Genomic DNA, 18,167 nt, shown 5'->3' on the forward strand with positions numbered 1-18,167 from the left:
GCACCACGCAGCGGTCGGGCCCGCCGTCCCTCGTCGCGCCCCCATTAAAGACGACGGTCCCGCCGTGTACGACGGCGACACAGCCGGAGCAATGCCTAAGGATGTTCGCCCGACGGACAATTGTGAACGTTCACATTGGCGACGTCAACCGGAATCGACCGGCGCCCAACGATTTCTGAACCGGTTGAGTCCGAGCGAAGGCGGTGCTCCTCCGGAGCGCCGCGTGAAGGGGAGGCAAGGCTGGGCCGCGGTCATGGTGGACGTCGCCGTGCTCGCCCGCAGCAGCCGGCGTGCCGTTCGCAAATGCTAGATTTTTACGCCTGATACCGATGCGGCGTGGAGCCGGCGAGATCGATCGCGAGCCCACCGGGAATGGAATCCACGACGACGAACGGAGTCGGCGCCGCGCTCGAGCCCGATGGCGGAGATCCCCGGCGCGCAGCCACGCCGTGACGCGAAAGATGAGTGAAATGAAGAATTCGGAGCCCTGTGTGAACGTTCACGTTGAAGAACTCCGTTCCAATCGACCGGTCCGCGACTATCCTCCGGCACCGATGGCTGACAAATCTCTTCCGGTGCGCCGCGTCAAAAAGGGCGGCGGTCGGCGGGCGGCGGTCATGGTCGACGTGGCCAAGCTCGCTGGCGTCTCGTATCAGACGGTCTCGAGGGTCCTGCACGACAGCCCCCACGTGCGCCGCGACACGAGGGAGCGGGTGCTGGATGCGATCCGCCAGCTCGACTACCGGCCCAGCTCGGTCGCGCAGGCGCTCGTCACCGGGCGGTCGCGGACGCTCGGCGTGGTCAGCTTCGACACGACGCTGTACGGCCCGGCGTCGACGCTCCTCGGGCTCGAGGAGGCGGCGCACGACGCGGGCTACGGCGTGAGCATCGCCAGCTTGAAGTCGTTCAGCCGCGCCCCGGTGCTCGAGGCCGTGCAGCGGCTGCGCGACCAGGGGGCCGACGGCATCGTCATCATCGCCCCCCAGCGGTCGGCTGTGGACGCGCTCCGGCACGTCACCTCCGACGTGCCGGTGGTCGCCGTCGAGGGCGGGCCGGACGACTCGGTGCCGGTGGTCGCGGTCGATCAGCACGGCGGCGCCGTGTCCGCGACCCGCCACCTGCTCGATCTGGGGCACAAGACGGTCTGGCACATCGCCGGCCCGACCGACTGGCTCGAGGCCGACCAGCGCATCGACGGCTGGCGCTCGGCGCTGCAGGCGGCCGGCGCCGAGGTCCCGCCGCTCCTGCGGGGCGACTGGAGCGCGCGCTCCGGTTACGAGCTCGCCCCCCAGCTGGTGCGCACGCCCGGCCTCACCGCCGTGTTCGTGGCCAACGACCAGATGGCGCTCGGCCTCCTCCGCTTCCTCCACGAGATCGGGCACGAGACGCCGCGGGACATCAGCATCGTCGGCTTCGACGACATCCCGGAAGCGGCCTACTTCATGCCGCCGCTCACCACGGTCCGACAGGACTTCTCCGAGCTGGGGCGTCGGTGTCTCCACATCCTCCTCGGCCAGATCGAGAGCGGCCAGCGCTCCTGGTCGCGGATCGTCGTCGAGACCGAGCTCGTCGTGCGCAAGAGCACCGCGGTCCCCACGCGCCGGTGAGCTCGCCGGCGCCGGGCTGAAGGGGACGTTCACATCGGCGCCGCGTTTTGCCGCGGTGCCAACCTGATTCGGGTCGCGGATGCCGGGCGCGGCGATGCGTTGCGTCGAGGCGCCGCGAACGAGGCGTCTTCGAGCTCGACGCTCGGGGGGGCGCGTGGACGCCTCGCGACAGGCTACTCGGGCGCTCGGGCGAGGCCGTCACAACAGCAGTGCCAGGCGGGGCTACGCTTGTGTTGCAAAGTTGTTTTGCAGCCGCAATGTGCGCTGTCGATGCACGTTTCGTCTCTCCTGGGAACCTGAAATGTAGCCGTTTTCGCGCGCATGTCGTGATCACTTCCAGGTGTGGCGGGAATCATCCGTCGCGAGTTGCACGGCATGCGTGTCGCTGAGCGTGGGCGTTGCGGCTCGTGCCGCTGCCCATCGGCTTTCCCGCTCCCAGCATCACCAACTACAATCGTCCAGCTTGCGGAAGTCCAACATGAACAAGAAGCGTTCTTCTCGATTGCTGTGCAGCACGGCTTGGATCGCGCTCGGAATGGCGACCCTCTTTGGATGCGCTGTTGGGAGCGACGGGGTTGAAGAGGGCGTCGGCGGCTCGGGGGGAGCGGGGAGCACCGGCGCCGGGGCGAGCACGAGCTCCAGCGGCAACACCAGCACGAGCTCCAGCGGCAACACCAGCACGAGCTCTAGCGGCAACACCAGCACGAGCTCCAGCGCCAGCACGACGACCGGCGTCGGGCCTGCCACCAGCAGCGGCTCGGGCGATCCCGGGACGACCAGCGCCAGCACCGGCGGCGTGAACGAGGGGGGAGGCGGCGCGGACGCTTCGACGAGCGCATCGACCGGAGCCGGCGGCTCCGAGCCCACGGGGAAGTTCGTCGGCAACATCACGACGAGCGGCGCCGTGCGCGACGGCTTCGCGAAGTACTGGAACCAGATCACGCCCGAGAACGAGGGCAAGTGGGGCTCCGTCGAGAGCAGCCGCGGGAACAAGAACTGGAGCTCGCTCGACAGGACCTACAAGTACGCGCAGGACAACAAGATCATCTTCAAGCATCACGTCTTCGTGTGGGGCAGCCAGCAACCCTCCTGGGTCGGGAGCCTCTCGCCGGATGAGCAGAAGAAGGCCGTGCGGAGCTGGATGGAGGAGTTCTGCAAGCGCTACCCGGACACGAAGTACATCGACGTCGTCAACGAGCCGCCGCCCCACACAACGCCTTCGTACACGGCCGGCCTCGGCGGCAACGGCGCCAGCGGCTGGGACTGGATCGTCAACGCCTTCAAGTGGGCTCGCGAGTTCTGCCCGAACGCCAAGCTCATCCTCAACGACTACAACAACATCGAGTACGAGAACGAGCACAGGCACTTCAAGGACATCGCGAAGAAGGTGATCGACGCGGGCGCTCCGGTCGACGCCCTCGGCGCGCAGGCGCACGACGCGTTCAAGATCAACACAAACACCGTCAAGGGGTACATCGACTCGCTCGCCGAGCTGGGCAAGCCCGTGTACATCACCGAGTACGACATCGGCGAGACGAACGACAGCAGGCAGAAGCAGATCATGGAGGAGCAGTTCACCATGTTCTGGAATCACCCCAAGATCCCTGGCATCACCTTGTGGGGTTACATCGTCGGCAAGACGTGGAGGAATGGCACCGGCCTCCAGCAGGAGAACGGCACCATGCGGCCGGCGATGCAGTGGCTGATGGACTTCCTGGACCGTGGTGGTTGATGTCGCGCTGACGAGATGAGCTCCGCGAGCTCCCTCGGCCGGGGAGCTCGGGAGCGCCTGCATCTCGCAGGGTTGCTGGTGCGCTCTCGCCGGGTCTGCGTCGGTCCTTGTGACCTGACCCGGGCTCACGACGTGAGCCCGGGCCGACAGGGCACCGGTGGGCTGTCTTTCAGGAGAGGAGCACCTGGCCGGCATCTCCTCGCGAGAGGCTACGCCGGCCAGCGAGCGCCGTCGATCACAGCGGCACCTGGATCACGTCCTCGCAGGTGAAGTCGACGCCCAGGGAGACCTCGACGTCGGCTTGCACCACGGCGCAGGTGTCGTCGCAGAGGATGATCGCCGTCGGGTTCGCGGGCTCGTCGTAGCGCCACGTGCCCGCGGCCGCGCAGGCCTGGTCATACGAGAGCGTCGTCGGCGTGTTTGTCGCGGCGCTCGTGTACGTCACGTTGACCTTTTGCTTGTCGAACGTCCTCCCGTCGGGCGCCGGCGGGATCGGGATCGTGCACGAGACCGCGGCGCCGCGGATCTTCTCGATGGCCGTCTTGAACGCGGCGACCGTCTCGTCCGGGTTGCCGGTGTTCAGCATGGCGGCCTCTCCCGTGCCGCCCGCGGCGGCGATCTGGTGCAGGTTGGTGAGGCTATCCGGCGCGCCTGCCTCCCCCTGCGGACTGTCGACGCCGATCACGAAGGTCGAGATGTTGGCCGCGCGTGCAGCCTCGACCTGCTGTACGACGCTCTCGAGCGAGTTATCCCCCTGCATGGTACCCCCCCCCGGAAAACCTCCCCGCCCGCACCCCTCCGGATAGCCGTCGGTCACGAGCACGATCGCATATTTCCCGGGGTTCTGCTGGCGCTGCGCCTCGACGAATTGGACCATTCCTTGGACCGCGAATGCCGTCGGCGTGCTGGTGCGCCACGTATCCCTGGTGCTAATCTCCGGCTCGATGGTATCGATCGCCGTGCCGAACGCCGGGGAGGGCAGCGGTGTCATCGGGACATTCGGGGTCAAGTAGATGTCGGGCTGGCATGCCTGAGTCGCGTTTTGCGCGCCTGGGAAGAACGTGAGCGACGCCCTGAAACCTTCGGAGGCGGGATCCACGAAGAACTGCTTTGTCGCGACCACGACCGGATCCCACTTCAAGTCCTTTCTGCGCCACTCCACGTCGCTCGCCGTCATGCTGGCCGAGACGTCGAACGCAAACGCGAGGTACACCTGTTGAAACCCGGCCTGGGACGACTGGGTGGCGCACGCCTCCCCCGCGCCCGTCGAGCCAGGGCCGCCGGTGCCGCTCGGGTCGGAACTCCCGCTCGATCCCTGGTTGGCTCCGTCGCCGAAAGTGTCGTCGACCCCGGAGGCGGTGCTGGTGCTGTTGCCGGCGCCGGAGCCGGAGCCGGAGCCGCTCTGCGAGCCAGCGCTGTCCACGCTGCCGTCATTGGCACCGCCGCACGCAGCGCCGATCAAAGCGGCCATTGGCAAAGCAATGGCTGTCCTAGGCAATCTCATGAGCCGACTCCTTCTGGAACGCGTGCCGGCGCGGTGTGCGGGCACGAAGTTATTTGACAACGAGAGGTCTCCAGAGGCGGAATTTTCCAGTGGCGTGCCTGGCCGGAGCCCCGGGATCGGCGATGAGTATAATCGATGACGCTGATCTTTGCGCGGGATACCGTCTGAAAAGACGCCGCGTCGAGCCGAGGCCGTCACCGCGCAATGCGACCTCGGTCACGCAATCCGCATAGTCGTCGGCGTGAAATCTCACATCCTGGCGTCGTTGGTGCTGGGCCGCGTCGTCCCTCGTGGCGCGGGCGCCTCCAGACGCGGGAAGGGCGTGCATCTCGTGGCGCGGAAGCGGCCGATACCTAAACCTACAGCAAGGCTGCACGCGCTGGTCGACACGGCATGTCGCGTGCGATCCGGCCGCCCTCGGAAAATCGACCACATCCAAAGATTCATCCACGCATCGAATTGCCTTGGTCGCGCTGGAGCCTGCTGGGAACGAACTCTCGACGGCACGATCCGCAACGTACACAGCATGACCGTGAACAGCAGGTTCTCGACGACGGGCTGGCCCGAGGCGCCCTGAGCGCCAGGTCATCTCGTTGAACGACGAGCGCGTGGCCGCGGCTCGGACCCGCGCGCGGCGCGCGCGCCGGCTCCTGTGGATCCGCGGAGGCGAGGCGGGAGGACCCATTGCGTCGGCTCGACCTCGCCGCCTACCTCCTTCACGGCGAGGTCGACCAGCGCGACCATCCTCCTCGATACATCGGCGAAGGTATCTTCCGCCTCGGGATCCTGCGGCAGCCGGTCCGGCAGGGTGGGGCGCGTGCGGTGGATATGATAGCGCTCGGACAGGCGCGCCCCCGGGAAGGCTCGGTGCAGCTCCGCCATTCCGCCGATGAGCGCCGTGAGCGAGCCCATGGTCGCCGTGCCGTTGTCGGAGTCCCACCCGGACAGGGTGCCGATCTGTACGGTGCGCCGGAAGCTCCCCTCACCGAACAGGAGCGCCAGCGTGGCGGTCGCCAGGTTGATCGCTGATTCCGTGAACCCCCGATAGACGAAGCCGTTTGCCGAGGCCCGCTCCTGGTAGCGCCGCGCAATGGCATCGCGGACGCTCTCCCAATCATCGCGATCCTGGGACGATAGATAGGCCGACAGCACGAAATCGATGACATCGGCGGCCTTTGAGTCGTCCGGAAGGTAGCTCCTGGCCTCACGGACGATGCGCACGATCTCCTGTCGTCGGGGCTTCTCCAGATCGACGGTCGCCGCGAGCGAGAAGAGGAGAACATGGAACTGCGCGGCGTGCGCGGCGTGATCGCGCGCCGTGGTCCGGATGGGGAGGTCGGAGATCCGCAGCGCGAGCTCCGGCATGCCGGGGGTGAGGGCGCCGAAGATCTCCGTGGTGAGCTGGGCGTCGATCTGGAGCGCGTCCGGGTTGAGCGACGGATCGCTCGTCGCGGGGGGCAGCACGCCGCGTCCCATGAGGTCGCGCGCCCTCCGGTTGGAGACCCAGATGAAATCGTTGATGTGCGCGAGCCATCCGCTCCGGATCGTCGCGGGCGAGAGGAAGAGGCTCCCTGCCTCGGTCATGAGGTGCAGGTACACATACTCGATGTCGGTGTCGTCGTCCGCCGGGCAGGGGTCGGGCAGGACGAAGTCGATCCGCGCCCCGTCGCGCCCGAGGGGCGCTCCCCAGTCAGCGTCGGTGAAGAAGGGGCGCTCGACGCGGACGCCCTCCGTGCGAAGCCCCGTCCAGTTGGCGATGCACGCGCCAATCCACATCGCGCGGAGCCGCTCGGCGTACGTTGCGCGATCGATCTGGAGCCGCGGCCTGGAGGAGATTCCCGGCGCGTCCCGTTGCTCCATGGGGGCGGCGGACGCACGGCGCGGCGCGTCGCCGGCGCCCGCGAGCGGCGATAGAGAGAGGAGCGCGAGCAGGAGGCCGCGCGCGCACGCGCGAGGCCCGGTGCGGGGCGAGCCTTCGACAGGGCGTCGATCGCGGCGGGTGCGCATGAATTACCCCCTTCGAGTGCGCGCTCGGTGCGTCGCGCGTGCTCTCGCTCCGCGGTGGTGCAAGCGAGGTGCCTCGCCGAGCCCGCTCCCCTGGCGTCGTCCACACCATTAGGTTTCGATCATGAACGCCGGATGTCTCAATGGGCGCGGGGCGGGCGCGCGCCTGGACCGCCTCGTCTCGAAGGCGGCGCGCCATCTCCTCGGCGCGTCCCTCGCCATCGCGCCGGGCGCCGCGTCAATCACGCCGGTGCTGGAGGCTCTCCTCTCCTTTCACCCCGGGTGGATCACACGGAGCGTGACCACGCATGACCCCGCGGGTGGCAACGATGACGGGTATCGCCCGGGGGTCGCGCTCGAGGGGGATCACCGGGTGCTGTTCCATGCACGCGGGGAGGGGAGAATCGCGCGGATCTGGATGACCGCCCCCCGCGCGGAGCTCGAGAAGCCGGACCAGGAGATCTGGATCGAGATCGACGGACGCACGGCGTTCCGCGGGTCGCCCGGCGATTTCTTCGGAGGTCGGGGCCCGTGGCGATCGCCTCTCGTGCTCGACGTCGACGCGAGCTCCGGCGCGTACACAAGCTATGTCCCCTTCGCCTGGTCGAGCGAGGCGAAGGTCCGCTTCCGGGGCGTTCCCGTCTATTACCAGGTCACCTACCGCGAGGGCCGCGGGGCCGCGTCGGGGCCGACGCCCGAGGAGCTCTCGCGATTCATGACGGAGGACTGGACCGCCACCGCGGTTGCCCCGTCGCGCCGGGAGAGCCCGAGTGCCAGCGCGCCGCTCGTCCTGGCGACGGGTCCCGCGACCGTATCACGGCTCGACGTACGGATGCCGGCGGGGAGCTTGAAAGACCTCTCGGTGAGGATCGGCGGACAACCGCCTGTGCCAGCGTCGTTCTTCTTCGGCCTCGCCAGCTCGGGCACCGGCGCTGACGGCGGTTGGACCACCTTCCGGAGCGCGCTGCACGCCGCGTGGGCGCCCGACGCGGCAGGGACCGGCAGGCTCGCGACGCGCCTGCCGATCCCGCTGGCCGAAGGGGAGGTGCTCTCGATCGAGGCCGCGCCCGGGCAAGAAGTCCCCGGCATCGAGGCGGACGTCGACATCGCGCCCGCCCGCCGCGGCGTGCGGCTGCTCGCGCAATACCGCGATCAGGCGGCCCCTGGGCGCGAGACGACGATGCCTTTCTTCGAGAGCGACGAGCCGCTCCAGTTCGTCGCCCTCTTCGAGGAGATCAGCGGCGGTCGGCCGAACGATCGGACGTACCTCGAGGGCGACGAGATGATCCGGACCGACAGGATGGCGTACCCGCTGCAGATAGGGACCGGCACGGAGGACTACTTCAATGGAGGCTTCTATTTCCTTGGCGCGCACAGCAACCCCTTCAGCGGGCTGCTCCGCTTCCTCGCCATCAATCCAGAGGAGGGGTGGAGGGACGCCAGGTTCGTCCATTCCTTGTACCGTCTGCACGTGGCGGACCCCATCGTGAGCCGCTCCGGTCTGCGCTTCGGCTTCGAGGCCGGGCCGACCGGCGCCTACACGCCGCTGACGGTGCGCTCGCTGGGCCTCTCTTACGCATTCTCGGACTATCGGGTGATCGGCGAGCAGCAGGTCCGCGCGCGAGGGAGACGGCGGCTCGTGCATTCCGCCGTCGACGCCGAGCGCCTGGAGCTCCGGCGGTCGTTCTGGGCCCGCGAGGGCCGCGGGATCACCCGGATCGAGGTCGAATGCCCGTCCGATGCGCGCGGGCTCCTGCTGCTCCGCGCCTACTCCGCGGCGAAAGCCCCCCAGACGGCGCGCGTCAGGCTCGACGGGCGGGAGGTCGGCGTGCTCCACGAGATGCAGGCGAACCCGGTCCGGTCGCTCGCCGAGGACGCGCTCTGGATCGACCTCTCGCCCGATCATCGATGCGGGACAGGCAGGCGCCCTCTCCTCGAGATCGACGCGACGCTCTCCCCCGAGCCCTGGAGCGAGCGGGGTTATACGCTGCGGTTCTTCTCCGGACCTCCCGCGCCTCAGCTGACGCAGGGGCCCGCGCTGAAGATCTTCGACGCACAGAGCATCCCCGGGGGGCCGTTCTATGTGAACGATCACTCGATCATCCAGCTCTCCGATGGCCGCTGGATCCTCACCGGCATCTTCAACCCCGAACCCTATCGACCGGACACCGAGCGCGCCTTCGTGCTCGCCACCGCGCCTGGACCGGGGCCGGCGCGCTGGATGGATTCCGCTTCACCGAGCCTCACGCTGGCGCCAGAGCGCTTCTCGATCCGCGCGCTCTCCGACGAGCGCTGGATCTGGGCCCCGCACATGGTCCGGGATCGCGACGGCAGCCTGGTCATGATCTTTCACGTGGGCACGCCCGACACGGACCGATCCGGCTTCCGGATCGCGCGCTCGCGGGACGGTTTTACCTGGAATCGCGAGGGGGGGACGCTCTTCGAGGACATCTGCGTCGCGCGCGATCCGATGCTCGTCCGCCTCGGCGATCTGTGGGTGGTGTACTATACGCGCTGCGCGTCGATCGAGTCGCCCCTGAGCGGCGTCGCTTATCGTACGTCGCTGGATCTCGTCCACTGGGGCCCTCCGGTCATGGCGCTCACGCTCGGGCCGGAGACGGCGATGCGCAACAGCGGTTATACGGAGTCGCCGTTCGTGTTCGAGCGGCAAGGGTGGTTTTACTTGACGGTCACGAGCTATCCTGTCGACTACGACGCCACGTTCGTGTACCGCTCGCGCTCGCCGTTCGCGTTCCCGCCGCGCGCGGTCGCCCGGCTGCGCGCTCACGCGCCCGAGTGGCTCGCGGAGGGGGGCGATTTCGAGGCGGGGCGCCTGTTCTTCACGCACGCAGGGGCCGGGAAGGGCGGCGTGTTTCTGCAGGAGCTCTTCGGCCTCTGAGGCGCGGCGCGAGGGGAGAGGACACCTTTGCCCGGCGCGCAGCGGCCGTCGGCCGCCTCGGCGCCGGGCGGGCCTGATCCGGCCGCGTCGCCGCGGTCGGCTGTTGGCGACGGTCGAGGAGGCGATCGCCGACGTTTCATGTGCTGCTTGCGGGGTGTAGGATCCGCGCATGAAGGTACTCAAGCGCATCGGCCTCGGGCTCGTGGCGGTCGTCCTCCTGTTCGTGATCGTGGTGATGACGCGACCTCCTACGTTCCGCATCGAGCGCTCAGCGACCGTGGCGGCGCCTCCAGAGGCCGTGTACGCCCAGGTCGCCGACTTCCGCGCCTGGAGGCGGTGGTCGCCGTGGGAGGGGCTCGATCCGGCCCTGAAGAGGACCTATGGCGAGCCCGCGGCCGGCACCGGCGCGTCGTATGCGTGGTCGGGCAACGCCGAGGCGGGCGAGGGCAAGATGACGATCACGGGCGCAGAAGCGCCGTCGAACGTCACAGTCCGGGTCGAGTTCATCAAGCCGTTCGAGGCGACAAACACCGCAAAATTCACGTTCGTTCCGGCGCCCGGCGGCACGATGGTGACGTGGGCGATGGAGGGGGAAAACGGCTTCATCGGCAAGGCGTTCGGGATGCTCATGGATATGGACAAGATGGTCGGGGCCGACTTCGAGAAGGGCCTCGGGGCGATGAAGCAGATCGTCGAGTCGAAGGTGGCGCCGCCGAGCTGACCGAGCGGTGCCGTCCGACCCGGGTCGATCGGCGAGCACGCTCGTCGGTTCGACCTGGGTGAATGACGAGCTGCAGCCGGTCGTCACGCGGGGATGAGCCCGCCTGCGCGGGGTGCAGCCGTGAACTCCCATGGTGCTTGTCGGACGGATCTCCGCCGGCGACGTGCTCGCCTGCGCGAGCGCGGCCGCGATCCGTCGACTATCCTCTCGCGCCCATGAGCGTCCATGTCGTCGTGTGGGCCTTCGCGATTGGCGTCCTCGCCGCGTGCTCCAAGACGTCGTCATCGGAGACGACGTCGACCGAGGCAGGCCAAGGCGCGAGGGGCGGCGCGCGCCTCCGCATCGCCGTCGTGCCGAAGGGGACGACACACGAGTTCTGGAAGAGCGTGCACGCGGGCGCGGTGAAGGCGTCGCGCGAGCTCGATGTCGACATCGTGTGGAAGGGGCCGCTCAGGGAGGACGACCTCAAGGCGCAGGTCGATGTCGTCGCGAGCTTCGTCGCTCAGGGGGTGTCCGGGATCGTGCTCGCGCCGCTCGACGACACGGCGCTGAAGGCGCCGGTCCGCGCGGCGACCCAGGCGAAGATCCCGGTGGTCGTGTTCGACTCCGATCTCGCCGGCGACGATCACGTGAGCTTCGTCGCGACCGACAACGAGGCGGCCGGCAGGCTCGCCGGAGAGCACCTCGGCAAGGCGATCGGCGAGAGCGGCAAGGTCGTCGTGCTCCGCTACCAGGAGGGCTCGGCGAGCACCCAGCACCGGGAGAAGGGGTTTCTCGAGGCGGTCCGCGCGATCCCCGGCATCTCGGTCGCGAGCGAGAACCAGTATGGCGGCGCTACCACGGAGTCGGCGTTTCACAAGAGCGAGAGCCTGCTGCTCGCGCAGAGGGCGGCGGAAGGGACCATCGCCGGGGTGTTCACGCCGAACGAGTCGACGACCTTCGGGATGCTGCAGGCGCTCCGCAAGACGAACGTCGCGAGGAAGGTGAAGTTCGTCGGCTTCGATACGTCGGAGAAGCTCCTGGGCGCGCTGCGCGAGGGGGACATGGAGGCGCTCGTCGTCCAGAACCCGTTCAACATGGGGTACGTCGCGATCAAGACGATGGTGGCGCACCTCCACGGCGAGAAGGTCGAGGGGCGCATCGACACGGGCTCGCGCGTCGTCACGAGGCAGGACCTCGACGACCCCGCGGTGCAGGAGCTCGTGAGGCCCGACCTGGCCCGGTGGCTCGGGGAGTGAGCTGCTCGTGGAGGGAGAGCGCGCGCCGCTCCTCGTGGTGACGGGCCTCGCGAAGGCGTTCGGCCCGAACGCGGTGCTGCGCGGCGTCTCGCTGCAGATCGCGCCGGCGAGCATCCACGCGCTCCTCGGTGAGAACGGCGCGGGCAAGAGCACGCTGGCGCGCGTCCTGCTTGGCATGGAGCGCCCGGACGCGGGCACGATCCTGCTCGGAGGGGCGCGATATACGCCGGCGTCGACCGAGGAGGCGCGCCGCGCGGGGGTCGTGCTGGTCCCGCAGGAGCGGACGCTCTGCGCCCACCTCACGGTGGCGGACAACGTGGTGCTCGGGATCGAGCCGCTCGCGCGAGCGCGGCTCGGGATCAGGGACCGGTCGCGCGCGCGCGCGGTGGCGCGGGCGGCGATCTCGCTCGTCACCGACGACCCGGGCCGCGTGCCGATCGACGCGCGGGCCGGGGAGCTCGGCGTCGCCGATCAGCAGCTCGTCGAGATCGCGCGAGCGCTCGCGCAGGGCGGGCTGCGCGAGGACGGGCGGCTCGCGGCGCGGCTCCTCGTCCTCGACGAGCCGACCTCGAGCCTGGGCCAGTCGGACGCCGCGCGCCTGTTCGAGCGCGTCCGCGCCCTGCGCGGCGCCGGGCTCGCGGTGCTGCTCGTGACGCACTTCCTCTCGGACGTGCGCGCGCACGCGGATCGCTACACGGTGCTCCGCGACGGCCGCGTCGCGGGGGAAGGGGATCCGCGCGAGACCGAGCCGGCGCGGATCGTCCGCGAGATGCTGGGCCGCGCGCTCGATGACACGCGCGCGAGCGCGGCGTCCGAGGCGGCGCTCCCGGACGGCGGCGAGGTGGTGCTCGAGGCCGAGGGCGTCTCCGGCGTGAAGCGGCCGAAGCGCGCGTCGCTGACGCTGCGCCGGGGGGAGATCTTCGGCGTCGCCGGCCTCGTCGGCTCGGGGAGGACGGAGCTCCTCCGCATCCTCGCGGGGCTCGATCCGAAGCGCGGCGGGACGGTCACGCTGCGGGCTCCTCGCGGGATCGGCCTGCTGAGCGAGGATCGCGGCGGAGAAGGGTTGATGCTCGGCCGCTCGCTCGCCGAGAACGTCTGGCTCTCGCCGCGCGCTCCGCTCTTCGCGAGGCCGAGGTCGCTCCTCTCGGAGGGGGCGCGCTGGATCGAGAAGCTCGCGATCCGCGCGGGAGGGCCGGAGCAGCGCGCCGGCGAGCTCTCGGGCGGCAACCAGCAGAAGGTCCAGATCGCGCGGCTGCTCCGCGAGGACTTCGACGTGCTGCTCGTCGACGAGCCGACGCGCGGCATCGACGTCGCGAGCAAGGCGCAGGTGCTCGCGCTGCTCCGCGATCTCGCGCGCGCCGGCAAGGCCATCGTGCTCGTGTCGAGCCAGCTCGACGAGCTCGTCACGATCTGCGATCGCATCGCGGTCCTCCGGCGGGGGACGCTCGATCCGCCGCGGCCCGCCTCGTCGTGGACCGAGGCGTCGCTCGTCCTGGAGGCGTCGTCGTGAAGAAGCGTCCGCCGTGGGTGGGGCCGCTCGTCGCCCTTGTGCTCGTCTACGCGCTCTTCGCGGCGCTGACGCCCGACACGTTCCTGCGCAGCCAGAACCTGCTGACGATGGCGCGACAGACGGTGGTGGTCGGCATCTGCGCCGTCGGCATGACGCTCGTCATCGCGACGGGCGGGATCGATCTCTCCACGGGCTCGCTCGTCGCGTTCACGACGGTCGTCCTCGCGAAGCTCCTGCGCGCCGGGGCGCCGGCGCTCCCGGCGGCGCTCGTCGCCGCGGCGGCGGCGGGCCTCGTGGGCGTCCTCGTCGGGACGCTCGTGGGGCGCGCGCGGATGGTGCCCTTCGTCGTGACGCTGGGCACGATGAGCGCGCTGCGCGGCGCAGCGAAGGGGCTCGCGTCCGAGCAGAAGATCGACGCGGATCCGCGCGGGCTCGACGCGCTGCTGTCGGCCGACCTCACCGCGCCCGGGCTGTGGATGGCGGCGGCGCTGGCGATCCTGGTCTTCGCCGTGCTCACGTTCACGCGCTTCGGGCGGCACGTGTTCGCGGTCGGGAGCAACGAGGCTGCGGCGCGCCTGTGCGGCATCGACACGGGGCGCGTGAAGATCGCGGTGTACACGCTGTCGAGCCTCCTCGCCGGCGTGGCGGGGGTGATGGAGTTCTCGACGCTGACGGTGGGCGACCCGACGGACTCGATCGGGCTCGAGCTCGAGGTCATCGCGGCGGTGGTGATCGGCGGCGCGCCGCTCTCGGGCGGAGAGGGGAGCGTCGCGGGGAGCGTGATCGGGGCGCTGCTCATCACCGTGATCCGGACCGGCGGCGTCCACCTCGGGCTGCCGAGCTGGGTGCAGGAGATCGCGACGGGCGCGATCATCGTGGTCGCGGTCGCCGTCGACCGGGTGCGGCGCGCGCGCGGGGCACGCGCGGCTGCGGGCTGACTCACTGGTCGCCGCGCAGCGCCGCGCCGATGGCTTGCTCCACCGGTGAGACGTCGCTGCCTTCGCGATCGAGCCGCAGCGGTTCGGTCGGGAACAGGGGCGGCTGGGCCAGGAAGCGGGGGCGCGTGCCGCGGTGCGGCTGCGCCGAGTGGACCAGGAACGGGTGGCACAGGTAGACCGTTCCCGCCTCGCCGGTCGCGAGCACCTGCGGTCGCCGCGCCGTCTCGTCGAAGCCGTTCGCGGCGAGCTCACGCAACGTCAGCCCCTGCTCACCTGCCGGCGCGAGCTGCCTCGCGATGTCCAGATGGGACCCCGCTCGGATGCGCGTCGGCGCGTCGGCCTCGCCGACATCCGAGAAGAGGAACAGCATGAGCAGCGCGCGGCCGCGCGACGCGACGTTCACGCGCCACGACATGAAGTCGGGGGTCTCGGTGCCGAAGCTCGCGTCGACGTGCCAGCCCGCATCTCCCGGATCGTCGGGCGACGGAAAGCGAACGGGGAAGGTACCGAGCGCATTCTGCCGTTGCCAGCGCCCGCGGCCGACCAGCCGATCGAACGCGGCGTGAAGCACCGGCGTGTTCGCCGCCTCAGCGAAAGGTCGCTGGCCGTACATACCGAGTCGAACGACCGGCTTTGTCCACGTCTTCGGATCGTGCGGATCCATTCCGGTGTCACGCCACAGGATGGTTCGGCCCTCGTCGGCGAGGGCCCGCGGAAACGCCGCGTCGATCCGGACGAATCCATCGGCCATGAAGCGCTCGACCTGTTGATGGCTCAGCTCGTACACGGTGTGCAGACCAGTCTGCATGGCCGCTCTCGGCCGCGCAAGGGGGCCAGCTCGGCGTGGTGATCGAGGGCGCCGTGCCCCCAGAGCCGCTCCTTGCACAGGCCGACGTGATGTTGCTCGAGCGAGCGGTCCGGCCCGCGCGACGTTTGAGCGCCCGAGCGCAGGCGTGCAGGGGCGCCGCCGCTCGACCCGCCGACGACGCGAGGCGCCGCCTCACCCTCGATGGGACACCGAGATCTCAGGGGATCTGCACCTCGGCGGCGCCGATTTTCTTCGGGTCGTTCGGATCGTTGATGTTGTCCCAGCGGCGGTACAGCTCGACGGCAAGAGCCCCCTTGCTCAGGCCCTCGATGGCCATACCGATATCGTAGCGGCAGTCGCATCCGGCCACGGATCCGGGGTCCATCTCCGCTGGCTGTACGAGCACATCGACCTTGCCGCTGGCGATCCGGACGAACCCTTCCACCTCCTGGTCGCAGCGGAAATGCGCGGCGCGGTACTCGAGGCGAACAGCTCCGCGCTCCGGCGTCGCCACGAGCTCCTCCTTCACCGTATCGTCGTACGCGCTCGCCTTGCACTCGCTCTGGGTGAGGCCTTCGATGGCCTCTGCGTCCTCCCAACCCTCGGGCAAGTCCGCCCCGCCACAGCCGACCCCAAGGAGCGCCGCGACCATCCACGCCGAATTTCGCATCTCGTCACCTCCGGTGAGCTCTTGCTGCAACCGGTATGCCTTGCGCGCGCCCGCAGCCGCACAGCACACAGCGGCTGACGTCGAGGGACATCCGTGTCGCGGGTGTGCCATGGGCTCCTCGGTCCTCGTGGGATCGATGAAACGATCGCGGCATCACGGCGGTACGCTGCGATGACGCTGGCGGCTGGCCACAAGGAACGGGCGGCCCGACGAGTGTCCACGCCGCTGAGCAACTACTTTCGGATCGAGGAGGGCGTGATGCGGCGATCGCTGGGACTGATCTTGTGCTTCTCGATGGCGACCGTGGTCGGGGCCTGCGGGGACGACCACCATGAAGGCGAGGGCGGGACAGGCACGGGCGGCGCCGGAGCGACGAGCTCCTCGGGGGCTGGCGCGGGCTCGGGCGGGGCGACCCCGGAGCTTCCAGCGCACGAAGGCGATGGCCCCGCGGCGGGCAACGCGGAGGGGAGCTGCGCTGTTCCGGCCGAGGCTCGGGCCGTCGACACCTCGTCACCGACGACGGTGATCGGCGACGGGACGCCGGAGAGCTGCACGTCGGAGGCGGTCGTCAGCGCCGTCGCGGCCGGCGGCATCATCACCTTCGACTGCGGCCCGGATCCGATCACCATCACGCTCGAGGAGACGGCGAAGATCTTCAACGATACCGGCCCCGAGATCGTGATCGACGGCGGCGGGCTCGTGACCCTGAGCGGCGGTGGGCAGCGACGGATTTTGTACATGAACACCTGCGACGAGGCGCAGGTCTGGACGACGCCGAACTGCGACAACCAGGACCACCCGCGCTTGACGGTCCAGAACCTCACCTTCCTCGGCGGCAACTCGACGAACGATGACGACGAGGGCGGCGGAGCCATCTTCGCGCAAGGCGGGCGCCTGAAGGTCGTCAACTCACGCTTCTTCAACAACGCGTGTGATCCGACCGGCCCCGACCTCGCCGGCGCCGGGATCCGGGCCTTGATGCAGTACAACGGCCTCCCGCTCTACGTGGTGAACAGCACCTTCGGCGGCGCCGAAGGCTACGGGAACGAGTGCGCGAACGGCGGCGGCATCGGCAGCATCGGCGTCTCCTGGACGGTCATCAACAGCCTGTTCTCCCACAACCGCGCGCTCGGCAACGGCGGCAACCCGCCGGAGGCCGGGACGCCGGGCGGCGGCAGCGGAGGGGCCATCTACAACGACGGCGACACGATGACGCTCACGCTCTGCGGGACCCGCATCGAGCGGAACGAGGTGAACGCCCACGGGAGCGCGATCTTCTTCGTGAGCAACGATCACACCGGGAACATCGTCATCGACCGGTCGGTGATCACCGACAACATCGGCGGGTCCTGGTACCCGACCTATCCGCAGATTTCGAACCACGACGACACGCCGATCATGGTGACGGACTCGACCATCGAGTGAGGGCCGCCGGTCGCGTCCGGCGGAGCACGCGCCGCGGGCGGGCGCCCGGCCGTGAGCGCCTCCGGTCACACTCTGCCTCCGCCGCGCGATGAAGGGGGATGCCGAACCGCCGCTCGTCCCCCGGACCGCATCACCTGCTCGCGCTCGCGCTGGCCGCGGCGCTCACCGCGCCCGCTGCCCCCGCACGCGCCGAGAGTTGCGCCGCCACCGAGAGCCAGGCGCTCCCCGACGCGCTGCCGATGCGCGACTTCGCCGTCCGCCTCGGCGAGCGCATCGACGCGTGCGCCGCCGAGGCGCGGCGCCCGGACGCCGAGCGCTTCTGCGCGGAGCACAAGATCGAGTGCAACGCCGGGCGGGTCCGCGACTACGTGCGCATCCGGACGCTCTTCGAGATGACGCGCGACGGCGGTCCGTTCCGGCTGCGCTGGAGCATCACCGATCGCAACCCGACCGCCTGGCACATCTGGGCCGCGTGGAGGCAGAGCCCTCCGCTCGCGTCGTCGGCCGAGCCCTCGGCGACCGCGGAGTGCGACGAGCTCTCGGCGCTCTTCGCCGGGCTCGCGCGCCGGCTCGACGTCCGCGGGGTCGGCCTCTTCTGGCCGACGTGGAATCACACGATCGCCGCGTGGGACGTGGCCCCGTCCGTCCGCGTGCTGGTCCCGACGTCGCAGATCTTCCTCGCGTGCGACGCGACGTTCGATCGGACCACGTTCGCGCCGTCGAAGCAGCGCGCCGTCTACGAGCTCCGCCTGACCGACGTGCCCGACAGCGTGCCCGTGCAGCGGCCCCTGGCGGCGTTCCTGCTCGATCAGGTGGCGCACTACGCGGGCGCGTCGCTCGACGTGCTCGCCATGATCCGGATGCACCGGGCGCTGCGCTTCGGATCGAGCGTCCCCGCGTCGTGCGGCGCGGACGCCGCCGCGGCGGCGAAGGCGCTCCGCGCGCGGCCGCTCTCGGCGCCAGACCGCCAGGCGCTCGCGCGCTACGGGGCGACGGAGCTCGGGGTCGCCGCGCCGTCGGCCGAGGCGACGCTCGCGCAGATCGCGCGCTGAGCGCCCCGCGCGAGCGCTGCGCTCGCCTTCGTGCTCGGAGCTCTACGTGAGCGTCTCGC

At 69.9% G+C, this 18,167-nt stretch carries 14 protein-coding genes; 9 read left to right on the top strand and 5 right to left on the bottom strand.

Going from position 1 to position 18,167, the window contains the following annotated elements; all coding sequences use genetic code 11:
• Positions 1-554 precede the first annotated feature (554 nt).
• On the top strand, positions 555-1,607 hold the full coding sequence (locus tag WME90_RS17180; RefSeq protein WP_437282219.1) for a LacI family DNA-binding transcriptional regulator: 1,053 nt from the start codon (positions 555-557) through the stop codon (positions 1,605-1,607).
• A 441-nt stretch (positions 1,608-2,048) separates the two neighbouring features.
• Here WME90_RS17180 and WME90_RS17185 read toward each other — a convergent pair whose 3' ends face one another.
• Positions 2,049-2,396, bottom strand: a complete 348-nt coding sequence (locus tag WME90_RS17185) for a hypothetical protein (RefSeq protein ID WP_437282220.1) — start codon at positions 2,394-2,396, stop codon at positions 2,049-2,051.
• Between the two features lie 7 nt (positions 2,397-2,403).
• On the opposite strand from WME90_RS17185, the gene WME90_RS17190 reads away from it, so the two are divergent.
• A complete protein-coding gene (locus WME90_RS17190; protein ID WP_437282221.1) occupies positions 2,404-3,339 on the top strand; it encodes an endo-1,4-beta-xylanase in 936 nt (311 codons plus the stop codon).
• Positions 3,340-3,574: 235 nt separating this feature from the next.
• Here the strand turns inward: WME90_RS17190 and WME90_RS17195 are convergent, their stop codons facing one another.
• Both WME90_RS17195 and WME90_RS17200 read right to left on the bottom strand, forming a co-directional pair.
• Positions 3,575-4,810: a vWA domain-containing protein gene (locus tag WME90_RS17195; protein WP_437282222.1), complete on the bottom strand. Its 1,236-nt coding sequence runs from the start codon at positions 4,808-4,810 to the stop codon at positions 3,575-3,577.
• Between the two features lie 618 nt (positions 4,811-5,428).
• Positions 5,429-6,850 carry an ADP-ribosylglycohydrolase family protein gene (locus tag WME90_RS17200; protein WP_437282223.1) on the bottom strand — a complete coding sequence of 474 codons (1,422 nt, stop codon included), beginning with the start codon at positions 6,848-6,850 and terminating at the stop codon, positions 5,429-5,431.
• 121 nt (positions 6,851-6,971) lie between these two features.
• Here WME90_RS17200 and WME90_RS17205 point away from each other — a divergent pair, with 121 nt between their 5' ends.
• The 5 genes from WME90_RS17205 (at position 6,972) to WME90_RS17225 (ending at position 14,153) form a co-directional block, all read left to right on the top strand.
• Positions 6,972-9,746 carry a DUF2961 domain-containing protein gene (locus WME90_RS17205; protein ID WP_437282224.1) on the top strand — a complete coding sequence of 925 codons (2,775 nt, stop codon included), beginning with the start codon at positions 6,972-6,974 and terminating at the stop codon, positions 9,744-9,746.
• Between the two features lie 169 nt (positions 9,747-9,915).
• A complete protein-coding gene (locus tag WME90_RS17210; RefSeq protein WP_437282225.1) occupies positions 9,916-10,467 on the top strand; it encodes an SRPBCC family protein in 552 nt (183 codons plus the stop codon).
• A 215-nt stretch (positions 10,468-10,682) separates the two neighbouring features.
• Positions 10,683-11,705 carry an ABC transporter substrate-binding protein gene (locus WME90_RS17215; RefSeq protein WP_437282226.1) on the top strand — a complete coding sequence of 341 codons (1,023 nt, stop codon included), beginning with the start codon at positions 10,683-10,685 and terminating at the stop codon, positions 11,703-11,705.
• 7 nt (positions 11,706-11,712) lie between these two features.
• A complete protein-coding gene (locus WME90_RS17220; RefSeq protein ID WP_437282227.1) occupies positions 11,713-13,215 on the top strand; it encodes a sugar ABC transporter ATP-binding protein in 1,503 nt (500 codons plus the stop codon).
• Positions 13,212-14,153, top strand: a complete 942-nt coding sequence (locus WME90_RS17225; RefSeq protein ID WP_437282228.1) for an ABC transporter permease — start codon at positions 13,212-13,214, stop codon at positions 14,151-14,153. The genes WME90_RS17220 and WME90_RS17225 overlap by 4 nt, the downstream gene beginning before the upstream one ends.
• Position 14,154: 1 nt before the next feature.
• Here WME90_RS17225 and WME90_RS17230 read toward each other — a convergent pair whose 3' ends face one another.
• Positions 14,155-14,961, bottom strand: a complete 807-nt coding sequence (locus WME90_RS17230; RefSeq protein ID WP_437282229.1) for a phytanoyl-CoA dioxygenase family protein — start codon at positions 14,959-14,961, stop codon at positions 14,155-14,157.
• Between the two features lie 217 nt (positions 14,962-15,178).
• The gene (locus WME90_RS17235; RefSeq protein WP_437282230.1) at positions 15,179-15,631 is read right to left on the bottom strand and encodes a hypothetical protein; all 453 of its coding nucleotides are present in this window, start codon (positions 15,629-15,631) and stop codon (positions 15,179-15,181) included.
• Between the two features lie 258 nt (positions 15,632-15,889).
• Between WME90_RS17235 and WME90_RS17240 the strand changes: the two genes are divergently transcribed.
• Together WME90_RS17240 and WME90_RS17245 are read left to right on the top strand one after the other, a co-directional pair.
• Positions 15,890-17,056, top strand: a complete 1,167-nt coding sequence (locus WME90_RS17240) for a hypothetical protein (protein ID WP_437282231.1) — start codon at positions 15,890-15,892, stop codon at positions 17,054-17,056.
• Positions 17,057-17,154: 98 nt separating this feature from the next.
• The gene (locus WME90_RS17245; RefSeq protein WP_437282232.1) at positions 17,155-18,108 is read left to right on the top strand and encodes a hypothetical protein; all 954 of its coding nucleotides are present in this window, start codon (positions 17,155-17,157) and stop codon (positions 18,106-18,108) included.
• Positions 18,109-18,167: the final 59 nt, after the last annotated feature.

It is taken from the genome of Sorangium sp. So ce375, from assembly GCF_051473855.1.
GTDB lineage: Bacteria > Myxococcota_A > Polyangia > Polyangiales > Polyangiaceae > Sorangium.